Below are 16,364 nucleotides of genomic sequence, written 5' to 3'. Positions count from 1 at the left end.
CGAGGAGGAACACGACGATGGCGAAGTACCTGCTGTTGAAGCACTACCGTGGCGGTCCGGCCGCGGTCAACGACGTACCCATGGACCGGTGGACGCCGGAGGAGATCTCGGCGCACATGCAGTACATGAGCGACTTCGCGTCCCGGTTGGAGAAGACCGGCGAGTACATCGAGGGTCAGGCGCTCGCCCCCGAGGGGGCGTGGGTCCGCTACGACGGCCCGGGACGCCCACCGGTCACCGACGGCCCGTTCGCCGAGACCAAGGACCTCATCGCCGGTTGGATGGTGATCGACGTCGACAGCTACGAGCGCGCCGTCGAGCTGGCCGGGGAACTGTCCGCCGCTCCGGGGGCGGGCGGGAAGCCGATCCACGAGTGGCTCGAGGTGCGCCCCTTCCTGACCGAGCCGCCCACCATCGCGGAGTGACCTCGGCGATGAACGAGGCACTGCTCCGGAGTCTCACGCCGACTGTGCTCGGGATCCTCGTCCGCCGCGGAGCTGACTTCGCGGCGGCCGAGGATGCCGTGCAGGACGCGCTGGTCGAGGCCGTCCGCGTCTGGCCGGCCGACCCGCCGCGGGACCCGAAGGGCTGGCTGATCACCGTGGCCTGGCGCCGGTTCCTGGACACCACCAGGGCCGACGCCGCCCGCCGTCGTCGTGAGGACCTCGTCGACGACGAGCCGGCGCCGGGGCCCGCGCCCGAGGTGGACGACACCCTCCAGCTCTACTTTCTCTGCGCCCACCCGTCGCTGACGCCGTCGTCCGCCGTCGCGCTCACGCTCCGCGCCGTCGGCGGGCTGACCACCCGTCAGATCGCCGACGCCTACCTGGTGCCCGAGGCGACCATGGCGCAACGCATCAGCCGGGCCAAGCGCACCGTCTCCGCGGTGCGGTTCGACCGACCCGGCGACGTCGCCACCGTGCTGCGCGTGCTCTATCTGGTCTTCAACGAGGGCTACACGGGCGACGTCGACCTCGCCGCCGAGGCCATCCGGCTCACCCGGCAGCTCGCCGGCGCGATCGACCACCCGGAGGTGGCGGGGCTGCTCGCCCTCATGCTGCTGCACCACGCCCGCCGCGCCAGCCGGACCTCGCCCGACGGCAGCCTGGTGCCACTCGCCGAGCAGGACCGCGGCCGGTGGGACACCGCGGTCATCGCCGAGGGCGTGGACATCCTCCAGACCGCCCTCGCGCGTGACCGCCTGGGCGAGTTCCAGGCCCAGGCCGCCATCGCCGCGCTCCACGCCGACGCGCCCACCGCGGAGGAGACCGACTGGGTGCAGATCGTCGAGTGGTACGACGAGCTGGCACGCCTGACCGACAGCCCGGTCGTCCGGCTCAACCGCGCGGTGGCCGTCGGCGAGGCCGACGGCGCTCGCGCCGGCCTGGCGGCGCTCACGGCGCTGGACGACGCGCTGCCTCGTCACACGGCGGTGGCGGCGTACCTGCACGAACGCGACGGCGACCTCGCCACTGCGGCACGCCTGTACGCGGAGGCGGCCCACCGGGCCCCCAACCTCGCCGAGCGCGACCACCTGACACGACAGGCCGCACGGCTCAACACTCGCCGGCAGCGGTGAGGGCTCGCGCCGACCCGTACCACGGCGTGAGCTGCCGGCCCCGCCGTCGTGCTGTGACGGGGCCGGCCCGAACGATGTTCGGTCAGCTGTTCAGGGTGGCAATCAGCGCGCTGCCCATGCCCTGCTCACCGCGCGCGTTCGGGTGGAAGGGCGCGGCCGAGTTCTGCGGCACCAGCCCCTCGACCCACCGGGTGCCGCTGCTCTTGCACGTGTCGCGACCGATCGACGGCGTGTAGACGTCGGCGTAGGTGGCGCCGTTCGCCGCGGCGGCGCCGGCCAGCATGGCGTTGAGCGACTTCTCGATGGTGCGCAGGTACGGCACGTCCTGGTAGGCGATCGGGACCACCGGCCAGCAGCCGTATCCGCTGTCGGGCAGGATCGCCGGGTACCCGAGCACCACGACCCTCGCGCCCGGCGCGGCCCGGCGGATCGCCTGCAGCACGCTTGTCACCTTCGGCACGGTGGCCGCGATCCGGGCCTGCAACTGGTCCGTGCCGCCGGCGGTGTACCGGTTCTTGCACGGCGATCCGAGGGGACTGCTGAGGCTCGCCTCCGCGCATTCGCTGATGATGCCGGAGAAGCCGATGTCGTTGCCGCCGATCTGCACCGTCACCAGCGCCGTGCTCGGCGTGACCGCGTTGAGCTGCGGTGGCACCGTGATGCCGAGCTGGCCGCTGCCGCCGTAGAGGATGTCGTCGGTCGTGGCGCCGGAGCAGCTCACGTCGGCGAACGACGCCGAGCCGGCGGCCGCGGCCACCAGCGACGGATAGTTGCGGTTGGACCGGAGGCAGTTCAGGTCGACCTGGGTGGGAATCAGCGGGCCGGCGGTGTACGAGTCGCCCAGCGCGACGTAGCGGCCGGTGGGGACCGCGGCGCTGGCGGGTGTGGCGACGGCGAGCAGCACACCGGCGGTGGCCGCGGCGAGCGCGGCGAGTCGGGTGGCTGCCCGCAGGAGCGGCAGGCGGGGACGGGGCATGACGCCTCCCAGGGGAGATCGCGGCGGTGGGGTGGTGGTGCCGAGATCCTGTCGCCGCCGCCGAGCGACGTCAATATAGATGACCCTCACTAAAAGCCGTCCCACGGTGTGGGCCACAGGGGCTGCGCGGTCGATCCCGAAGACCCCGAGGCCCACGCCGGATGCCGGCGACGTTGACGTCATATGTCGTACGAGTTAAATTGGCATCGATCTATGCCATTGGCTCCTGTGGGCCTCGCCACCGACCACCCGCAAGGAGTGCACATGCTCAGACGAAGAATCGCCCTACTGCTGCCCGCTTTCCTCGCGGCCGCCCTCGGCACCGCGGTGGTCAGCGGCGCGCTGGTGCTCACCACCACCCAACCCGCGCAGGCGCTGGAGAACGGGCTGGCCCGCACGCCGCAGATGGGCTGGAACGACTGGAACTCGTTCGGGTGCAACGTCAACGAAGGGCTCATCCGGCAGACGGCCGACACCCTGGTCTCCAGCGGCATGGCCGCGGCCGGATACCGCTACGTCAACATCGACGACTGCTGGTCCACGAAGCAACGCAACGGCAGCGGTGACCTGGTCGCCGATCCGCAGAAGTTCCCGAGCGGCATGAAGGCCCTCGCCGACTACGTCCACGACAAGGGCCTCAAGCTGGGCATCTACTCCTCGGCCGGCACCCTCACCTGCGCCGGGTACCCGGCCAGCATCAACTACGAGCAACGCGACGCCAACCTCTGGGCATCCTGGGGGATCGACTACCTCAAGTACGACAACTGCGGCGACCACCTCGGCCGGAGCGCGCAGCAGCGCTACACCGCGATGCGGGACGCGCTCCTGGCCACCAACCGGCCGATCCTCTACAGCCTGTGCAGTTGGGGACAGGACAGCGTCTGGACCTGGGGCGCGGGGGTGGGCAACTCCTGGCGTACCACAGGCGACATCGGTGGGAACTGGAACTCCATCATGGGCATCCTCGACCAGCAGGTCGGCAAGGAGTCGTACGCCCGGCCCGGCGCGTGGAACGACCCGGACATGCTGGAGGTCGGCAACGGCCCCACCGACACCGAGTCCCGGGCCCACTTCAGCCTGTGGGCGCTGTTGAACGCCCCGCTGCTGGCCGGTAACGACATCCGCACCATGTCGGCCGCCACCCGCACCATCCTGACCAACACCGACGTGATCGCTGTCAACCAGGACTGGGGCGGTCAGCAGGGCCGCAAGATCAGCGACACCGGTGACCTGGAGGTCTGGCGCAAGCCGATGTCCACCGGTGGGGTGGCCACCGTCCTGCTCAACCGCGGCAGCGGCACCACCACGATCTCCACCACGGCCAGCGCGCTCGGGCTCGGCAGTGCCGGCTCGTACACCGTGCGCGACCTGTGGTCCCACACCACCTCGACGTCGACCGGCACGATCAGCGCGTCGGTGCCGGCACACGGCGCGGCCATGTTCCTGGTCACCGGCGGCGGCACGCCCCCACCGACCACTCCTCCGCCGACCACGCCTCCGCCGACCACTCCCCCGCCGACCACTCCTCCACCGAGCACGACGTCGGCGATCCGCAACACGTCCGCCGGCCGGTGCCTGGACGTCAACGGCGCGTCCCAGACCAACGGCGCCACGGCCATCGTCTGGGACTGCCACGGCCAGGCCAACCAGTCCTGGACCTCGACCAGCTCCCAGGAGCTGCGGGTCTACGGAGGCAAGTGTCTCGACGTCTACAACGGCGGCACCGCCAACGGGACATCGGTGATCATCTGGGACTGTCACGGCCAGGCGAACCAACAGTGGCGCTTCAACGCCAACGGCTCGATCACGGCCGTCGCCTCAGGCCGCTGCCTGGATCTGGTGGGCAACGGTACGGCGAATGGCACACGCGCCCAGATCTGGGACTGCAACGGCGCAGCCAGCCAGCGGTGGAGCCGCACCTGAGCGACGGACCCCGGTAGCCGGGGGCAGGGCCGGCCGGGCGCTGGCGCGGGCACCGACCCGCGCGTCGCCCGGCCGGCGCACGCCGTCTCTCGCTCACCCCTGCGGCACCCGGGGAACGTCCGACGCATAGCATTGCCACGGTTCGGGACGGCTCTGCTGAAACGAGGCGACATGCGTTGGCTCCAGCGACTGCTGGGCGGCGGGCGGGTCCAACTCGACCCGGAGCGGCAGCAGGCGTTGCTGCGGGACCTCCAGCACGGATACGGCACCCAGGCGCGGGTTCCATTTCCCGCGCAGGTCGAAGCGGCGACCGGGATGCTTGACGGCGACGACGGCCTGGTGGTGGCGGCCCGGGTTCTGCACCAGGTCGCCGACGAGGCGCACCTGGATCTGCGGTCGCAGGCGCAGGACATCCACCGGCGCACGGGCCGGCGGCTCCTGGTGCACCGGCGGAACTACCGGCCGCTGTGGATGGAGGCCGGCCCCGGCCTGCGGTGGCCACTGTTCGCGTTGCCGTGCGGCTTCCACCCGTACGCCCAGGTGGCCGCCGCCGTCACGGTGGTCGGCGGCCGGGCGGCCCGGCTCGATCGGGTGACCGACCCGAACCCGCTGGCGACCCACCTGTTCGAGGTCCTCGACCTCACCACCGCGGGCTGGGAGTACGGCCGGGTGCGGGTGGACACCGACGCCGCCGCCCTCGTCGATCGACTGATCACGAGCGCCGCGCAGATCCTCGCCGCGATGGACGACCCGCCCCGGTTGCCACCGCCGGTCCGCGCGCTGATGCGTCGCAACAACACCGTGGACGTGCACGATCCGGCCGGCCCGCGCGCGGTGGGACGGATCAACCTGGGCGCGCGGATGCGGGAACAACTGCTGGCCTGACCGCGGCGTCGCCGGCGCGCTCCGGAGGCGGGGCGAGCCACGACCCTAGGCGCGGACGTGCGCGCCCAGGAAGGCGAGCAGCAGAGTCACCGTCTCGTCGGGGTACTGCACGTGCGGGTAGTGGCCCGCGCCCTCGATGACCTCGAGCTGGCCCAGCCCGGCCGGCAGCGCGGCGACGATCGCCTCCCCCTCGGCCCGCGGGTCGGCCCAGTCCGGGTCGAGCGTGCCCTCGACGATCAGGGCCGGGCAGCGAACGTTTCCCAGTTGCGCCCCCGCGTCGACGGGCGCCGACTGGCCCATCCTGCGCATCGCCGCCATCCGGCCGGGCTCACGCATCATGGCGTCGATCCGGGCCGTGCGGGCGGTCCAGTCGGCCGGCTTCCGCCCGGGATAGGCGATGTCGAGGTAGCTGCGCCAGAGCGGCACGCTGCCCAGCAGGCCGGTGCCGAGCAGCCGGGCCATGCCCTTGCGGTAACGGGCGACCCGCAGGTCACCCAGCCTGATCGACTGCTTGCGGGTGAAGGGGGCCAACTCGACGATGCCCGTGATCATCTCGGGCGCCTGGGCGGCGGCGATGGTGGCGGCCCCGCCGGAGATCGAGTGACCGACCAGCACGGCCGGACCGCCGAGGTGGCGGATCACCGCGAGCAGATCGCCCGCGATGTCGGTGCGGCTGTAGGAGGGCCACCGCGCGCTCGACTCGCCGCAACCCCGCAGGTCGACCGCGGCCACCCGGTAGCCGGCGGCCACCAGGCGCGGCACGACGAAGCGGTACGCCGCGCGGCTGTCACCCATGCCGTGGGCGAGAACGACGAGCGGCCCGGAGGCGCCGCTCACCTCGTACGCCAGGGTGCCGCCATCGACGGTCAGGTACTCGGTCACGGGATCCTCCAAGGGGTTGGCTAATTGCGTTAGCTTCAAGCTAATACTATTAGCCAACCGTGTCAAGTGACGTCGGGCGCACCCTGACGCCCCCGGCCGGCAGGCGCGTCACCGCACCTGATCACTGCGGCCACGTCGCCGAGGTCGTCGTTCAGCTGGTGATCGCGCCCCGGCAGCCGGTACACCCGCGCCTGCGGGATGACACCCGCGTACAGGTCCGCGTGCGACGGCGGCGCCGTCTCGTCCCGGAGCCCGTGAAACACCCGCACCGGTACGCCCCGCGGTAGCCGGGCACCGAGGTCGGGCGACAACTCGAACTCGTCGCCCGGCCAACCGCCCGCGCCGACGAACGGGGCGGCGATCAGCACGATCATCGCGAGGTCCCGTTCGGGTGGTCGCTCGGCGAGCGCGTGGACGAGGATCGCCGCGCCCAGCGAATGGCCGACGACGACGGCGCCGTCGTCAAGTGCCGCGATCTCCCGCCGGATGGCGGCGCTCCAGGCGGCGTAGCTCGGGTCGCCCTCGTCGGGCATCCGTGGGTAACGAACCTCGTACGAGTCCCCGAGCCCACGCCGCAAGCTGTCGAACAACCTGTTGTCCCACTCGTCGTGGGTGCCGGTGCCAGCGCCCTGAACGAACAGGGTCTGCGCGGTCGTCGCCATGACGGTCCCCTCTCGCGTACGCGCCCCGATCGGGTTCGGATACCCGGTGCGAGCAGCGTCGACGCCGCACGATGGGCCGACGGCGGCGTGAGCCGCGCTGCCGCAGGGCGCTTGGACGGGGATCGTGCGACGTGTGGAGGGCCGGCGGGGACGTGCCGGACGGCCTGCCGCAGCGGGAAAAACACCGCTGGTATCCGCTCCCACTTTAACGTATATCGCAATGGGGGTCTTGCCGCAAGACCCGGGTCTTGCCGCAGAATCGTCCGCCGGACACTGGAACGGACGAAGAAACGGGGCGCGATGATCGACAAGTATGTGCGAGGTCTCGACGAGGTCGACGAGACGCAGGTAGCGATCGTCGGAGGGAAGGGCGCCCGGCTGGGGGCGCTGTCGCGGATCGACGGCATCCGCGTACCGGCTGGCTTCTGCGTGACGACGGACGCCTTCCGACGGGTCCTGGCCGACGTGCCCTCGATCGACGATCAGCTCGACCACCTGTCGCGCCTGCGGCCGGACGACCGGGAGGCGATCCGCGACCGCAGCGCGGAGATCCGCCGGACCATCGAAGGGGCCGCCCTGCCCGACGACGTGGCGGCGGCCATCATCCGGGCGCTCGGCCGGCACGGCGAGGACGATGCGTATGCCGTGCGATCCAGCGCCACGGCCGAGGACCTGGCGACGGCCTCCTTCGCGGGCCAGCAGGACACGTACCTGAACGTCACAGGCGCGACGGCCATCCTCGCGCACGTCAGCCGCTGCTGGGCCTCGCTCTTCACCGAGCGCGCCGTGACCTACCGTCAGCGCAACGGCATCGACCACCGCGCGGTCCACCTGGCCGTCGTCGTGCAGAAGATGGCATTTGCGCAGGCGGCGGGCGTCCTCTTCACGGCCGACCCCGTCACGTCCAACCGGAAGGTCGCGACCGTGGAGGCCAGCTTCGGCCTCGGCGAGGCCCTGGTCTCCGGACTGGTGAACCCGGATGCCTACCGGGTGCGCGACGGCGTGATCGTCGATCGGACGATCAGCGCCAAGCGTCTCGCCATCCAGGCGCTACCGACCGGCGGGACCGGCAAGCAGGCGATCAGTCCGGAACGACAGGAGCAGCCGGCGCTGACGGACGCGCAGGTGCTGCGGCTGGTGGAGGTGGGACGGCGGATCGAGGCGCACTTCGGCGACCCGCAGGACATCGAATGGTGCCTGGTCGACGGTGACGTCGAGATCGTGCAGAGCCGGCCGATCACCACGCTGTTCCCCATCCCGGCGGCGGCCGGGGACGGGGAGAACCACGTCTACCTCTCCGTCGGCCATCAGCAGATGATGACCGACGCCATGAAGCCGTTGGGTCTCTCCATGTGGCAGCTGACGGCGATGGCGCCGATGCACGAGGCCGGCGGGAGGCTGTTCGTCGACGCCACCCGGCTCCTGGCCTCGCCCGCGAGCCGCGCCGGCTTCCTCCGGATGGCGGAGACGTCCGATCCGTTGACCAAGGACGCGCTGGAGACCGTCCTCGCCCGGCCCGACTTCGTCCCGACGCTCCCGGACGGTGCGCCCAGCGGCCCGCCCGTCGGCGGCGCACCCGCCACGATCGAGAACGACCCGGCGATCGTCGCCGAGCTGATCGCGCGCAGCGAGGCGTCTCTCGCCGCCCTGCGGCGCGACATCGCGACGGTGACGGGGCCGGAGCTGTTCGACTTCCTGCTGAAGGCGTTCGAGGAGCACAAGCGGCTCCTCAGCGATCCGTTGAGCATGCAGGCGATCATGGCGGGGATGCAGGCCACCTGGTGGCTCAACGAACAACTGGGGGAATGGCTGGGCGAGAAGAACGCGGCCGACACCCTGACGCTGTCCGCTCCGGGCAACATCACGTCGGAGATGGGCCTGGCGCTGCTCGACGTCGCGGACGTGATCCGCCCGCATCCGGAGGTGGTGGCCTTCCTGCGGGACGTCGACGACGACGGCTTCCTCGACGAGCTGCCGAAGCTCGCGGGCGGGACGCAGGCGCGCGACGCCATCCGGGCCTACCTCGACAGGTACGGCATGCGCTGCGTCGGCGAGATCGACATCACGAGACCGCGCTGGAGTGAACGCCCCACCACGCTCGTGCCCCTGATCCTCGACAACATCAGGCTCGTCGAGCCGGGGGCCGCCGGGCGGCGCTTCGCGCAGGGGCGTCAGGAGGCGCAGCAGAAGCGCGAGGAGTTGCTGGAGCGGCTGCGGGCCCTGCCGGACGGGGACCGCAAGGCCGACGAGACCGCGCGCATGATCGATCGGGTCCGCACCTTCATCGGGTACCGGGAGTATCCGAAGTACGCCATCATCAGCCGCTACTTCGTCTACAAGCAGGCCCTGCTGGCCGAGGCGGAGCGTCTCGTGCGGGCCGGCGTGCTGCGCCACAACTACCACATCGCCTATCTCACGTTCTCCGAGCTGCACGACGTCGTGCGGACGCACCAGGTCGACGACCACCTCATCGCGCGGCGCAGGGACGCGTTCCGGTGGCACCAGACGCTCACGCCGCCCCGGGTGCTCACCTCCGAGGGTGAGGCCATCGCCGGGGCGTACCGGCGCGACAATGTGCCGACCGGCGCGCTGGCCGGCCTCGGAGTCTCCGGCGGGGTCGTCGAGGGCCGGGCCCGCGTCCTGCTGGACATCGCCGAGGCCGAGCTGGAACCCGGCGACATCCTGGTCACCTCCTACACCGACCCGAGCTGGTCACCCCTGTTCGTCGCGGTCGAGGGCCTGGTGACGGAGGTGGGTGGCCTCATGACCCACGGGGCGGTGATCGCCCGGGAGTACGGGCTGCCCGCCGTGGTCGGGGTGGCGGACGCGACCAGGCTGATCCGCGACGGGCAGCGGATCCGCGTGCACGGCACCGACGGGTACGTCGAGATCCTGCCACCGTCGGACGAGGCCGACGGACGCGCTCAGTTGTAGGGCATCGTCGGGAACCAGCCGTAGCCGAACATCGCGGGCACCCGGACGGTCCAGTAGACGAGTGTGAAGACGCCAAGCGCGAGCAGCAGCGAGCCGGTGACCGCGAGGGTACGTGCCGGTCGCGCGGACAGCCAGCGGATCAGCCCTCCGCGGGTGGCGAGGACGACGAGTGCGAACAGGATGCCCACGATCGCGATGTTGCCCAGCGACTGGAGCACGAAGGCCGCGGCACCGTACAGGGGGTTGCCGTTGTCGGCGGCCCACTGGAAGAGCTTGTGGAACAACGGGTACGGCCGGCCGATCAGGAAGGCGCCGACAAGCATGCCGAGCACGAAGACGCGGGCGAACGGGCGGCGCGCGAAGGGATCGGGGACCTTGTCGAGAGCTGCGAGGCCGAGGTAGATGAACGCGAGTCCGATCAGGCCGAAGACCACCACGGACTGCACGAGTCGTACGGGCATGCCGCCGGCGGTCGTCGCCGTCGACAGCTGCGGCAGCGAGTCGCCGAGCAGGACTCCGACGAACCCGTACGTGGCGGAGACGGCGACCATGCCCAGCGCCAGCAGGCCCACCGGCCGGAGCATGAAGCGCAGCCCTTCCGCCGGTGTGCCGCCGGCGCCGGCGTGTGTCATCGGTCCGATCGAGGCGGCCATGGCGATGTTGCAGGCCGTGAACGTGCCCGCCAACCCCGAGACGAACGCGAACAGCAGACCCGCCGCGGTGCCCCCGATCGCGGTCGCCTTCGCGTCGTGGCCCAGCAGGGTGTTGGCGACGTTGTCGCCGATCGTCTGGTCGACGAACTGGTACGACCAGAGCAGGGACAACGCGATTCCCGCGAGCACACTGCCCGCGATCAGCGCGCCGCGCCGACCGGAGCGTGTCGGGATCGGGGCGATCGGGGTCTGCACGGCCGGTCTCTGTGTGGCGGTCATGGCAGCCTCTCTCCGAATCGGTGACGGCAGGATGCACGACTGATTCTTCGCGCCGCGGACCGGCCGGTCGTCTTCCTGCTTGCGGTTTCCCGTATGAGGAGGACGGCCGGCCGGTCTGCGGACGATCGGCGGGGTCAGCGGGCGATCGGCAGCTCTACCGCCGCCGGTGGGGGCACCGGTTGCACCGCGGTGCGGGTGCCGCGCCGCTCGGCGAGCCACCTGCCCCACCAGAACAGACCCCGTGCCAGGCACACGATCGTGACCGCGAAGAACAGGGTGTAGACGACGTTGAACAGCATCAGGACGCCGTACACCATGGCCACCGAGGCGCCGAACATGAACTGGAAGCGGGGCTTGGAGGGCGTGGTGCCCGGGTCGGTGATCATGTAGTTGGTGAAGAGCACGAACGCCACCCCGGTCATGATGCTCAGCGCCGACCAGAGCTGTACGTCCCAGACGTAGTGCCGGATCAGGGCCTGGATGACGAAGCCGCCGACCCAGCCCACGATCAGCGCGACCTTCTTGGTGAGCATCGCGTTGAGGATCGTGCCCGCGGTGAGCACGACCATCGGGATGAACATCCGGAAGACGTCGGGCACGTTCTCCGTGAAGTGGTACGGCGGCGCCACGTTCACCCAGGAGAACGCGAGCAGTGTGATGGTGATGCCGAAGTTCGACGGGTTCATGAAGTGCCGCATGCGTCCGGCGATCGGGGCCTGGAGCACGGCCTTCTGCCCGACGGCCACGACCACGGCGAAGGCGATCGGCCAGAACATGTCGTTGGCGTACAGCAGCATGTTGGCGGCGAGCGCGGTGATGTGGGTCGGCAGCAGGAACGTGTAGACGCCCCACGCGCCGTTGCCGCTGTAGGCCGGTCGGCGACCCAGGGAGCGGGCGGCGACCGCCTCGATCGCGATCTCGACCGTGTACCCGATCGCGAGGGCGAACAGCGGCCACGTCCAGGGCTGCTCGAACCCGAGGACCGTGTAGCCGAGCACGTTGAGGATGGACATGGAGATGGCGAAGTTCCGCAGGGCCAGATAGCGGGGGTCCCGCTTGTCCACCCGGGGTACGGGCGGTCGCGTGTCGACGCCGGCCGGTGCCCGATCGGGCCCCCTGCCGTTGCGGGTCGCGTCGGCGACCTCGGCCGTGGTGGTCACGCCCATTGGGGCGCGTTTGACGTCCGTCATGGTGTGGTCAGCTCCTGGGCTCGGTCGGTGAGCGTGAGGTCGTGCCATCCGGCGGAGAGGGGCAGGGTCTGCTGGTGCTGGACGCCGTCGAGGTCGCGCCAGCTCAGTTCGACGGTGACGGGCGTGGCGCCCTGGTCACCGAGTCCGAAGAACAGGTCGAAGCTGCGCTTGCCCGAGTGCCCGCCGCCGCCGTCGAGCTGGGCGAGCTGGGTGCGGCCGTCGGCAGTGGTCACCCGGGCCTGCGCGCCGTACGCCGGGGTGCGGGCGTCGTTGCCCGTGGCGGCGGCGAGCGCGGGCCGGTGCAGCCGCAGCCCGAGGAAGTCGCCGACCTGCGCCTTGGTGTTGTGGTAGTAGGCGGGCGGTCCCCACTGGCGTGCCACCGCGAAGTCCTGGCGGCCGTCGCCGTCGGTGTCACCCACTGCGATACCGCGGGTCGGGGTCCGGTCGTCGAGTCCGAGCTGCGGACTCAGGTCGACGTAGCGGCCGTTGTCCTCCGGCGCCCAGAACGCCAGCGCGTTCGAGCCGGCGATGTCGTCGCCCGGTTGCGCGTTGGGCCACATGTCCGGCTCGCGCAGCATCAGGTCGTTGCTGGCGGCCAGCTCCTGCAGCCAGTTGAACCGGTTGACAGTGCCCTTGACGAAGCCGCAGGACTGCACCACGACGAGCCGTCCGCTGTTGTCGAAGTCGGCCATCTTGACGTCCCAGCCCCAGCCCACCCAGGCGAGGTTCTTCGCGGACGCCTTGTTCTCGAAGGGTGCGATGCCCTTGGAGAGCCGTTCCCGCGCCTCCTGCGGGTTCGCCGCGGTGTTCTGCCAGACGAAGTTGCTCTCCTCCAGCCCCCACGACTCGGTGATGTTGCTGACGAAGGCGTCGAACCGGCCGCTGCCGCGCAGATCGGCGAAGTCGACGGCCATCCCCTTGAACGAGTCGTGACCGACGACAAGCGACTTGGGGTCCAGCGGGCCGCGGCGGCCCTCCGCCAGGGCGAACCGGATCCGGCCGGGGGCCGACACGTTGTGGAAGAAGCGGTCGTTTCCGAAGTCGTTGGCGAGGTACAGCTCGGGCAGCAGATCCCCGTCGAGGTCGGCGGAGGCCGAGGCGAGCGTCCAGCCGGTGGCGTACCGGGGGTCGATCGCGCTCTGCGCCTCGTAGGTGACACTCGGCTCGGCGCCGGCGGTGGCCGCGGTCCACCGCAGGATGTGCGCCCCGCCCGCGTTCTGCGCGCGGGACATGGAGTGGTTCATCTGCACGTTCGGCAGACCCTGCGCGTCGAGCACCTGGGAGTCCGGGAAGTAGTTGAAGATCCCGATGTCGGGCCGGCCGTCGCCGTCGAAGTCGGCGACCGCTGTCGCGTTGGTGTTCCACAGTGGTCCCCGGTAGCGGCCGTCGGTGGTCTGCTGCTGCGGGATCAGCTCGACCGGGTGGTACGACGCGAGGCTCAGTCCCGCCGCGTTGCCGGTCTGCAGGAACACGACCGGGGTCCGTCCCCAGTAGACGACAAGCAGATCCGTCCGACCGTCGACGTTGAAGTCGCCGGGCGTGCAGCCCATCGGTGCGATGGCCGGTCCCATCGGCAACGGCGCCGGGTCCAGCACGAACGGCGCGTAGCGGGCGCCGCCGCCGGGCGCCGGAGTCACGACGACGCTGTCGCTGCGGGGGTCGACGAGGCACAGGTCGTTGGCGCCACCCTGCCCGTCGAGGTCGTTGACCGCCACTCCGGCGCCGACCGACGAGATCCAGGACCGGATGTGCTCGTACTTCGGGTTCACCGTCCGGATCGTGCGCTGCGGCAGACCCGGCGGCAGGGCGATGGGCATCTCGGTGAACGCGAACTGTGACGCCATCGCGCGTCGGTCCGCGGCGGACGCGGACGGCAGCCGCGAGATCGTGAACAGCCCCGCGACGAGTACCAGGACGAAGACGACGGGAATGAGTCTGCGCAGCGGACCCACTGGTTTCGGTGGCAACGATCCCCCTCGGGTGGCGCCCGACCCGGCCGGGTCGGGCTGTCGGATGGTGCGGTCGTGGGTGAGAGCGGTCGGCTGTCACCCGGCGGTGTCCTCTACTCCGCCGGACGCACGGTCATCGGCAGGCCGCCGCGTATGCGCAGCGACAACATCGGCTCGGGTACGACGTCGTGCGTGGCGACAGTCGTGAGCGTCAGGTCCCGGGCCAGTACGGCGAGAACGAATGCGGCCTCCATCAGGCCGAGGTGGTTCCCCACGCAGAACCGCGGTCCCGCGCCGAACGGGATGTAGGCGTACCGCGGACGGTCGGTGGTGCGGGCCGGGTCGAAACGCTCCGGATCGAAGCGTTCGGGCTGGTCCCAGAAGTCCGGGTGCCGGTGCAGCGTGTAGGGGCAGATCAGCACGTCGGCGCCCGCCGGCACCGGGTAGCCACCCACCACGTCGGCGGCGAGCGCCTTGCGGGGCAGGATCCACACCGGCGGGTACATCCGCACCACCTCGTCGATGACCATGGCGGTGTACCGCAGCCGGCCCAGGTCCTCGAAGGTCGGCAGCCGGTCGCCCAGCACCGCGATCGCCTCTTCCCGCAGCCGGTGGCGCACCTCGGGATGCCTGTCGATCAGGTGCAGCGCCCAGCTCAGCGTGCTGGCGGTGGTCTCGTGCCCGGCCAGCAGCAGGGTCACCAGTTCGTCGCGCAGCCGCTGCCGGCCGACCCGGGGGTCGGGCTCGGCCCGGGCCGACACGATGAGCCGCGACAGCACGTCGTCGCGGTCACCGGTGTGGGTCCCGCGTTCGGCGACGAGCTGGTCGACGATCGTCTGCAGACGGCGGCGGGCCTGCCGGAACCGCACCTGACGCGGCAGCGGCACCCAGGGCGGTACGGCGCTCAGCGACGCGAGCTCGAACATGGCCTGGTCCTGCACCACGGCGAAGTCGCGGCCGATCGACGGGAACCGCCCGAGGTCGGTGTCGAGCAGGGTGCGCCCGAGCACGCCGAGGGTCAGACCCGTCATCTCCTGCAGCACGTCCACCGGGCCTTTGCGGCCGAGCGTCCGCAGCCGGGCGACGAGGGCCATCGCCTCCTCGGCGACGATGCCGGCCTGCGCGGCGATGCGCCGGCTCTGGAATGCCGGCTGCGCCACCCTGCGCTGCTTGCGCCACAGCTCACCCTCGCTGGTGAGCAACCCGTCGCCGAGCGCGCGGCGGGCGTGCACCAGACCGATGCCCTTGTGGTAATTGGCCGCGTTGTCGGCGAGCACGTGCTTGGCGTGGTCGGGGTGGTTGAAGAAGTAGAGCTCCTTCGGACCGACAGGCAGCAGCGCGGCGTCGCCGTAGCGGGCGGCCGCCGACGTCATCATGCCGAGGCGGTCGCGGCCCATCGTGATGAGCATGCTGACGGCCGACGCGCGTGACGGACCGGGCAGGGACGGCGCCGGGCGGATGACGGCGGTCATGACGTCACCACCGCCGACGGCGCCCGCTCGAGCCGACGGAACCGGCCACCGAGGAACACCAGGGCCTCGCCGTCGCCGTCGCCGTCGTCGTACCGGCGCATCCCGCACGGACGGCCCAGGAAGATCGTGTGGTCTCCCCCGTCGTACGACCGCCAGAGCTCGCACTCGATGTGGGCGGCGGCGCCGCCGAGCAACGGCGCCGCCGTGCGCGCGCCCGGCCGCCACTCGGTGAACTCGAACTGTTCCTGCCCGAGTGGACGGCGTCGGTCGGCGTAGTAACGCGCCACCGCCTCCTGGTCGGCGGCCAGCACGGAGACGCCGAACGCGCCGGCCCGGCTGAGCGCCTGGTGCATGAGGGCGTCCCGGCCGACACACACCAGGATCAGCGGTGGATCGAGGGACACCGCGCTGAACGAGTTCGCGGTCATGGCGTGCGGCTCGTCCCCGCCGACGCTGACCACCGTGACGCCGGTGGCGAAGGTCCCGCAGACGCGGCGCATCAGCACCGGGTCCGCCAACTCGTCCGTACCGAAGGTCGTCATCGCCGGACCCCGGCGGCGGCGTAGGGTTCGAGAGCGCGTTCGAGCGCTTCCGGGACCCGGGTGGGAACGGTCCGGTTGTTCGGGCCGCGCATGCAGGCGACGCGCTGGGCGCCGCGGGCGACGAGGGTCTCGCCCGCCGGGCCGGTCCGCACGTAGTCGAAACCGAACTCGAGCTGCGTCTGGGCCAGTTCGAGCAGCCGCATCCGGACGGCGATCTCGTCGAACGCGGTGATCTCGGCGAAGAACTCACACTCGACCTTGAGCGTGAACAGCTTGAGGTCGTCCTGGAGGTCGGCGAGGACCGTCGGCGCCCGGTCCTTCAGGAACATCTCCCGGCAGCGGCCCTGCCACCGCAGGTAGTTGACGTAGTAGACGTTGCCGACGATGTTCGTCTCCTCGAACCCGACGGTGTGCCGCAGCTCGTAGTAGCTCTCCATG

14 protein-coding genes are annotated in these 16,364 nt (G+C 71.1%); 5 read left to right on the top strand and 9 right to left on the bottom strand.

Annotated elements, in window-relative coordinates:
* Positions 1-17 precede the first annotated feature (17 nt).
* Positions 18-425, top strand: coding sequence for a YciI family protein (locus MILUP08_RS10855; RefSeq protein ID WP_007457498.1), 408 nt, complete (start codon positions 18-20; stop codon positions 423-425).
* A gap of 8 nt (positions 426-433) precedes the next feature.
* The gene (locus tag MILUP08_RS10850) at positions 434-1,579 is read left to right on the top strand and encodes an RNA polymerase sigma factor (RefSeq protein ID WP_039907683.1); all 1,146 of its coding nucleotides are present in this window, start codon (positions 434-436) and stop codon (positions 1,577-1,579) included.
* Between the two features lie 82 nt (positions 1,580-1,661).
* Here MILUP08_RS10850 and MILUP08_RS10845 read toward each other — a convergent pair whose 3' ends face one another.
* On the bottom strand, positions 1,662-2,555 hold the full coding sequence (locus MILUP08_RS10845) for an SGNH/GDSL hydrolase family protein (protein ID WP_007457496.1): 894 nt from the start codon (positions 2,553-2,555) through the stop codon (positions 1,662-1,664).
* Positions 2,556-2,819: 264 nt separating this feature from the next.
* Between MILUP08_RS10845 and MILUP08_RS10840 the strand changes: the two genes are divergently transcribed.
* Both MILUP08_RS10840 and MILUP08_RS10835 read left to right on the top strand, forming a co-directional pair.
* Complete coding sequence (locus MILUP08_RS10840; protein WP_007457495.1) at positions 2,820-4,478, top strand: glycoside hydrolase family 27 protein; 1,659 nt, start codon at positions 2,820-2,822, stop codon at positions 4,476-4,478.
* 171 nt (positions 4,479-4,649) lie between these two features.
* Entirely contained in the window at positions 4,650-5,363 is a 714-nt protein-coding gene (locus tag MILUP08_RS10835) for a hypothetical protein (protein ID WP_007457494.1), read from the top strand.
* Positions 5,364-5,408: 45 nt separating this feature from the next.
* Here MILUP08_RS10835 and MILUP08_RS10830 read toward each other — a convergent pair whose 3' ends face one another.
* Positions 5,409-6,245, bottom strand: a complete 837-nt coding sequence (locus MILUP08_RS10830) for an alpha/beta fold hydrolase (RefSeq protein WP_007457493.1) — start codon at positions 6,243-6,245, stop codon at positions 5,409-5,411.
* 62 nt (positions 6,246-6,307) lie between these two features.
* Positions 6,308-6,907 (bottom strand): alpha/beta fold hydrolase, encoded by a 600-nt coding sequence (locus MILUP08_RS10825; protein ID WP_007457491.1) that lies wholly within the window; start codon positions 6,905-6,907, stop codon positions 6,308-6,310.
* 300 nt (positions 6,908-7,207) lie between these two features.
* Here MILUP08_RS10825 and rph point away from each other — a divergent pair, with 300 nt between their 5' ends.
* A complete protein-coding gene (gene rph / locus MILUP08_RS10820; RefSeq protein WP_007457488.1) occupies positions 7,208-9,841 on the top strand; it encodes a rifamycin-inactivating phosphotransferase in 2,634 nt (877 codons plus the stop codon).
* Here the strand turns inward: rph and MILUP08_RS10815 are convergent.
* The 6 genes from MILUP08_RS10815 to MILUP08_RS10790 all read right to left on the bottom strand — a co-directional run bounded on the left by MILUP08_RS10815 (position 9,832) and on the right by MILUP08_RS10790 (position 16,363).
* Positions 9,832-10,773, bottom strand: coding sequence for a hypothetical protein (locus MILUP08_RS10815; protein ID WP_007457486.1), 942 nt, complete (start codon positions 10,771-10,773; stop codon positions 9,832-9,834). The genes rph and MILUP08_RS10815 overlap by 10 nt on opposite strands.
* Positions 10,774-10,907: 134 nt before the next feature.
* Entirely contained in the window at positions 10,908-11,963 is a 1,056-nt protein-coding gene (locus MILUP08_RS10810; protein ID WP_007457484.1) for a hypothetical protein, read from the bottom strand.
* Positions 11,960-13,930, bottom strand: coding sequence for a CRTAC1 family protein (locus MILUP08_RS10805; protein WP_007457482.1), 1,971 nt, complete (start codon positions 13,928-13,930; stop codon positions 11,960-11,962). The genes MILUP08_RS10810 and MILUP08_RS10805 overlap by 4 nt, the downstream gene beginning before the upstream one ends.
* Before the next feature lie 95 nt (positions 13,931-14,025).
* Complete coding sequence (locus tag MILUP08_RS10800; RefSeq protein ID WP_007457480.1) at positions 14,026-15,384, bottom strand: cytochrome P450; 1,359 nt, start codon at positions 15,382-15,384, stop codon at positions 14,026-14,028.
* Positions 15,381-15,926 (bottom strand): flavin reductase family protein, encoded by a 546-nt coding sequence (locus MILUP08_RS10795; RefSeq protein ID WP_007457479.1) that lies wholly within the window; start codon positions 15,924-15,926, stop codon positions 15,381-15,383. Before MILUP08_RS10795 ends, MILUP08_RS10800 begins: the two co-directional genes overlap by 4 nt.
* Positions 15,923-16,363 (bottom strand): acyl-CoA thioesterase, encoded by a 441-nt coding sequence (locus MILUP08_RS10790; protein WP_039905788.1) that lies wholly within the window; start codon positions 16,361-16,363, stop codon positions 15,923-15,925. Before MILUP08_RS10790 ends, MILUP08_RS10795 begins: the two co-directional genes overlap by 4 nt.
* Position 16,364 lies beyond the last annotated feature (1 nt).

Source organism: Micromonospora lupini str. Lupac 08 (genome assembly GCF_000297395.2).
Taxonomy (GTDB): Bacteria; Actinomycetota; Actinomycetes; order Mycobacteriales; family Micromonosporaceae; genus Micromonospora; species Micromonospora lupini.
The sequence above is the reverse complement of the archived record's forward strand: the minus strand, read 5'-3'. Positions and strand labels throughout refer to the sequence as shown.

Excerpts from the sequence above, each read along its gene's own strand:
- MILUP08_RS10795 (WP_007457479.1), bottom strand. The coding sequence starts at position 15,926 with ATGACGACCTTCGGTACGGACGAGTTGGCGGACCCGGTGCTGATGCGC.
- MILUP08_RS10790 (WP_039905788.1), bottom strand. The coding sequence starts at position 16,363 with ATGGAGAGCTACTACGAGCTGCGGCACACCGTCGGGTTCGAGGAGACG.
- rph (WP_007457488.1), top strand. The coding sequence starts at position 7,208 with ATGATCGACAAGTATGTGCGAGGTCTCGACGAGGTCGACGAGACGCAG.
- MILUP08_RS10835 (WP_007457494.1), top strand. The coding sequence starts at position 4,650 with ATGCGTTGGCTCCAGCGACTGCTGGGCGGCGGGCGGGTCCAACTCGAC.
- MILUP08_RS10855 (WP_007457498.1), top strand. The coding sequence starts at position 18 with ATGGCGAAGTACCTGCTGTTGAAGCACTACCGTGGCGGTCCGGCCGCG.
- MILUP08_RS10810 (WP_007457484.1), bottom strand. The coding sequence starts at position 11,963 with ATGACGGACGTCAAACGCGCCCCAATGGGCGTGACCACCACGGCCGAG.
- MILUP08_RS10800 (WP_007457480.1), bottom strand. The coding sequence starts at position 15,384 with ATGACCGCCGTCATCCGCCCGGCGCCGTCCCTGCCCGGTCCGTCACGC.
- MILUP08_RS10840 (WP_007457495.1), top strand. The coding sequence starts at position 2,820 with ATGCTCAGACGAAGAATCGCCCTACTGCTGCCCGCTTTCCTCGCGGCC.
- MILUP08_RS10845 (WP_007457496.1), bottom strand. The coding sequence starts at position 2,555 with ATGCCCCGTCCCCGCCTGCCGCTCCTGCGGGCAGCCACCCGACTCGCC.
- MILUP08_RS10815 (WP_007457486.1), bottom strand. The coding sequence starts at position 10,773 with ATGACCGCCACACAGAGACCGGCCGTGCAGACCCCGATCGCCCCGATC.
- MILUP08_RS10825 (WP_007457491.1), bottom strand. The coding sequence starts at position 6,907 with ATGGCGACGACCGCGCAGACCCTGTTCGTTCAGGGCGCTGGCACCGGC.
- MILUP08_RS10850 (WP_039907683.1), top strand. The coding sequence starts at position 434 with ATGAACGAGGCACTGCTCCGGAGTCTCACGCCGACTGTGCTCGGGATC.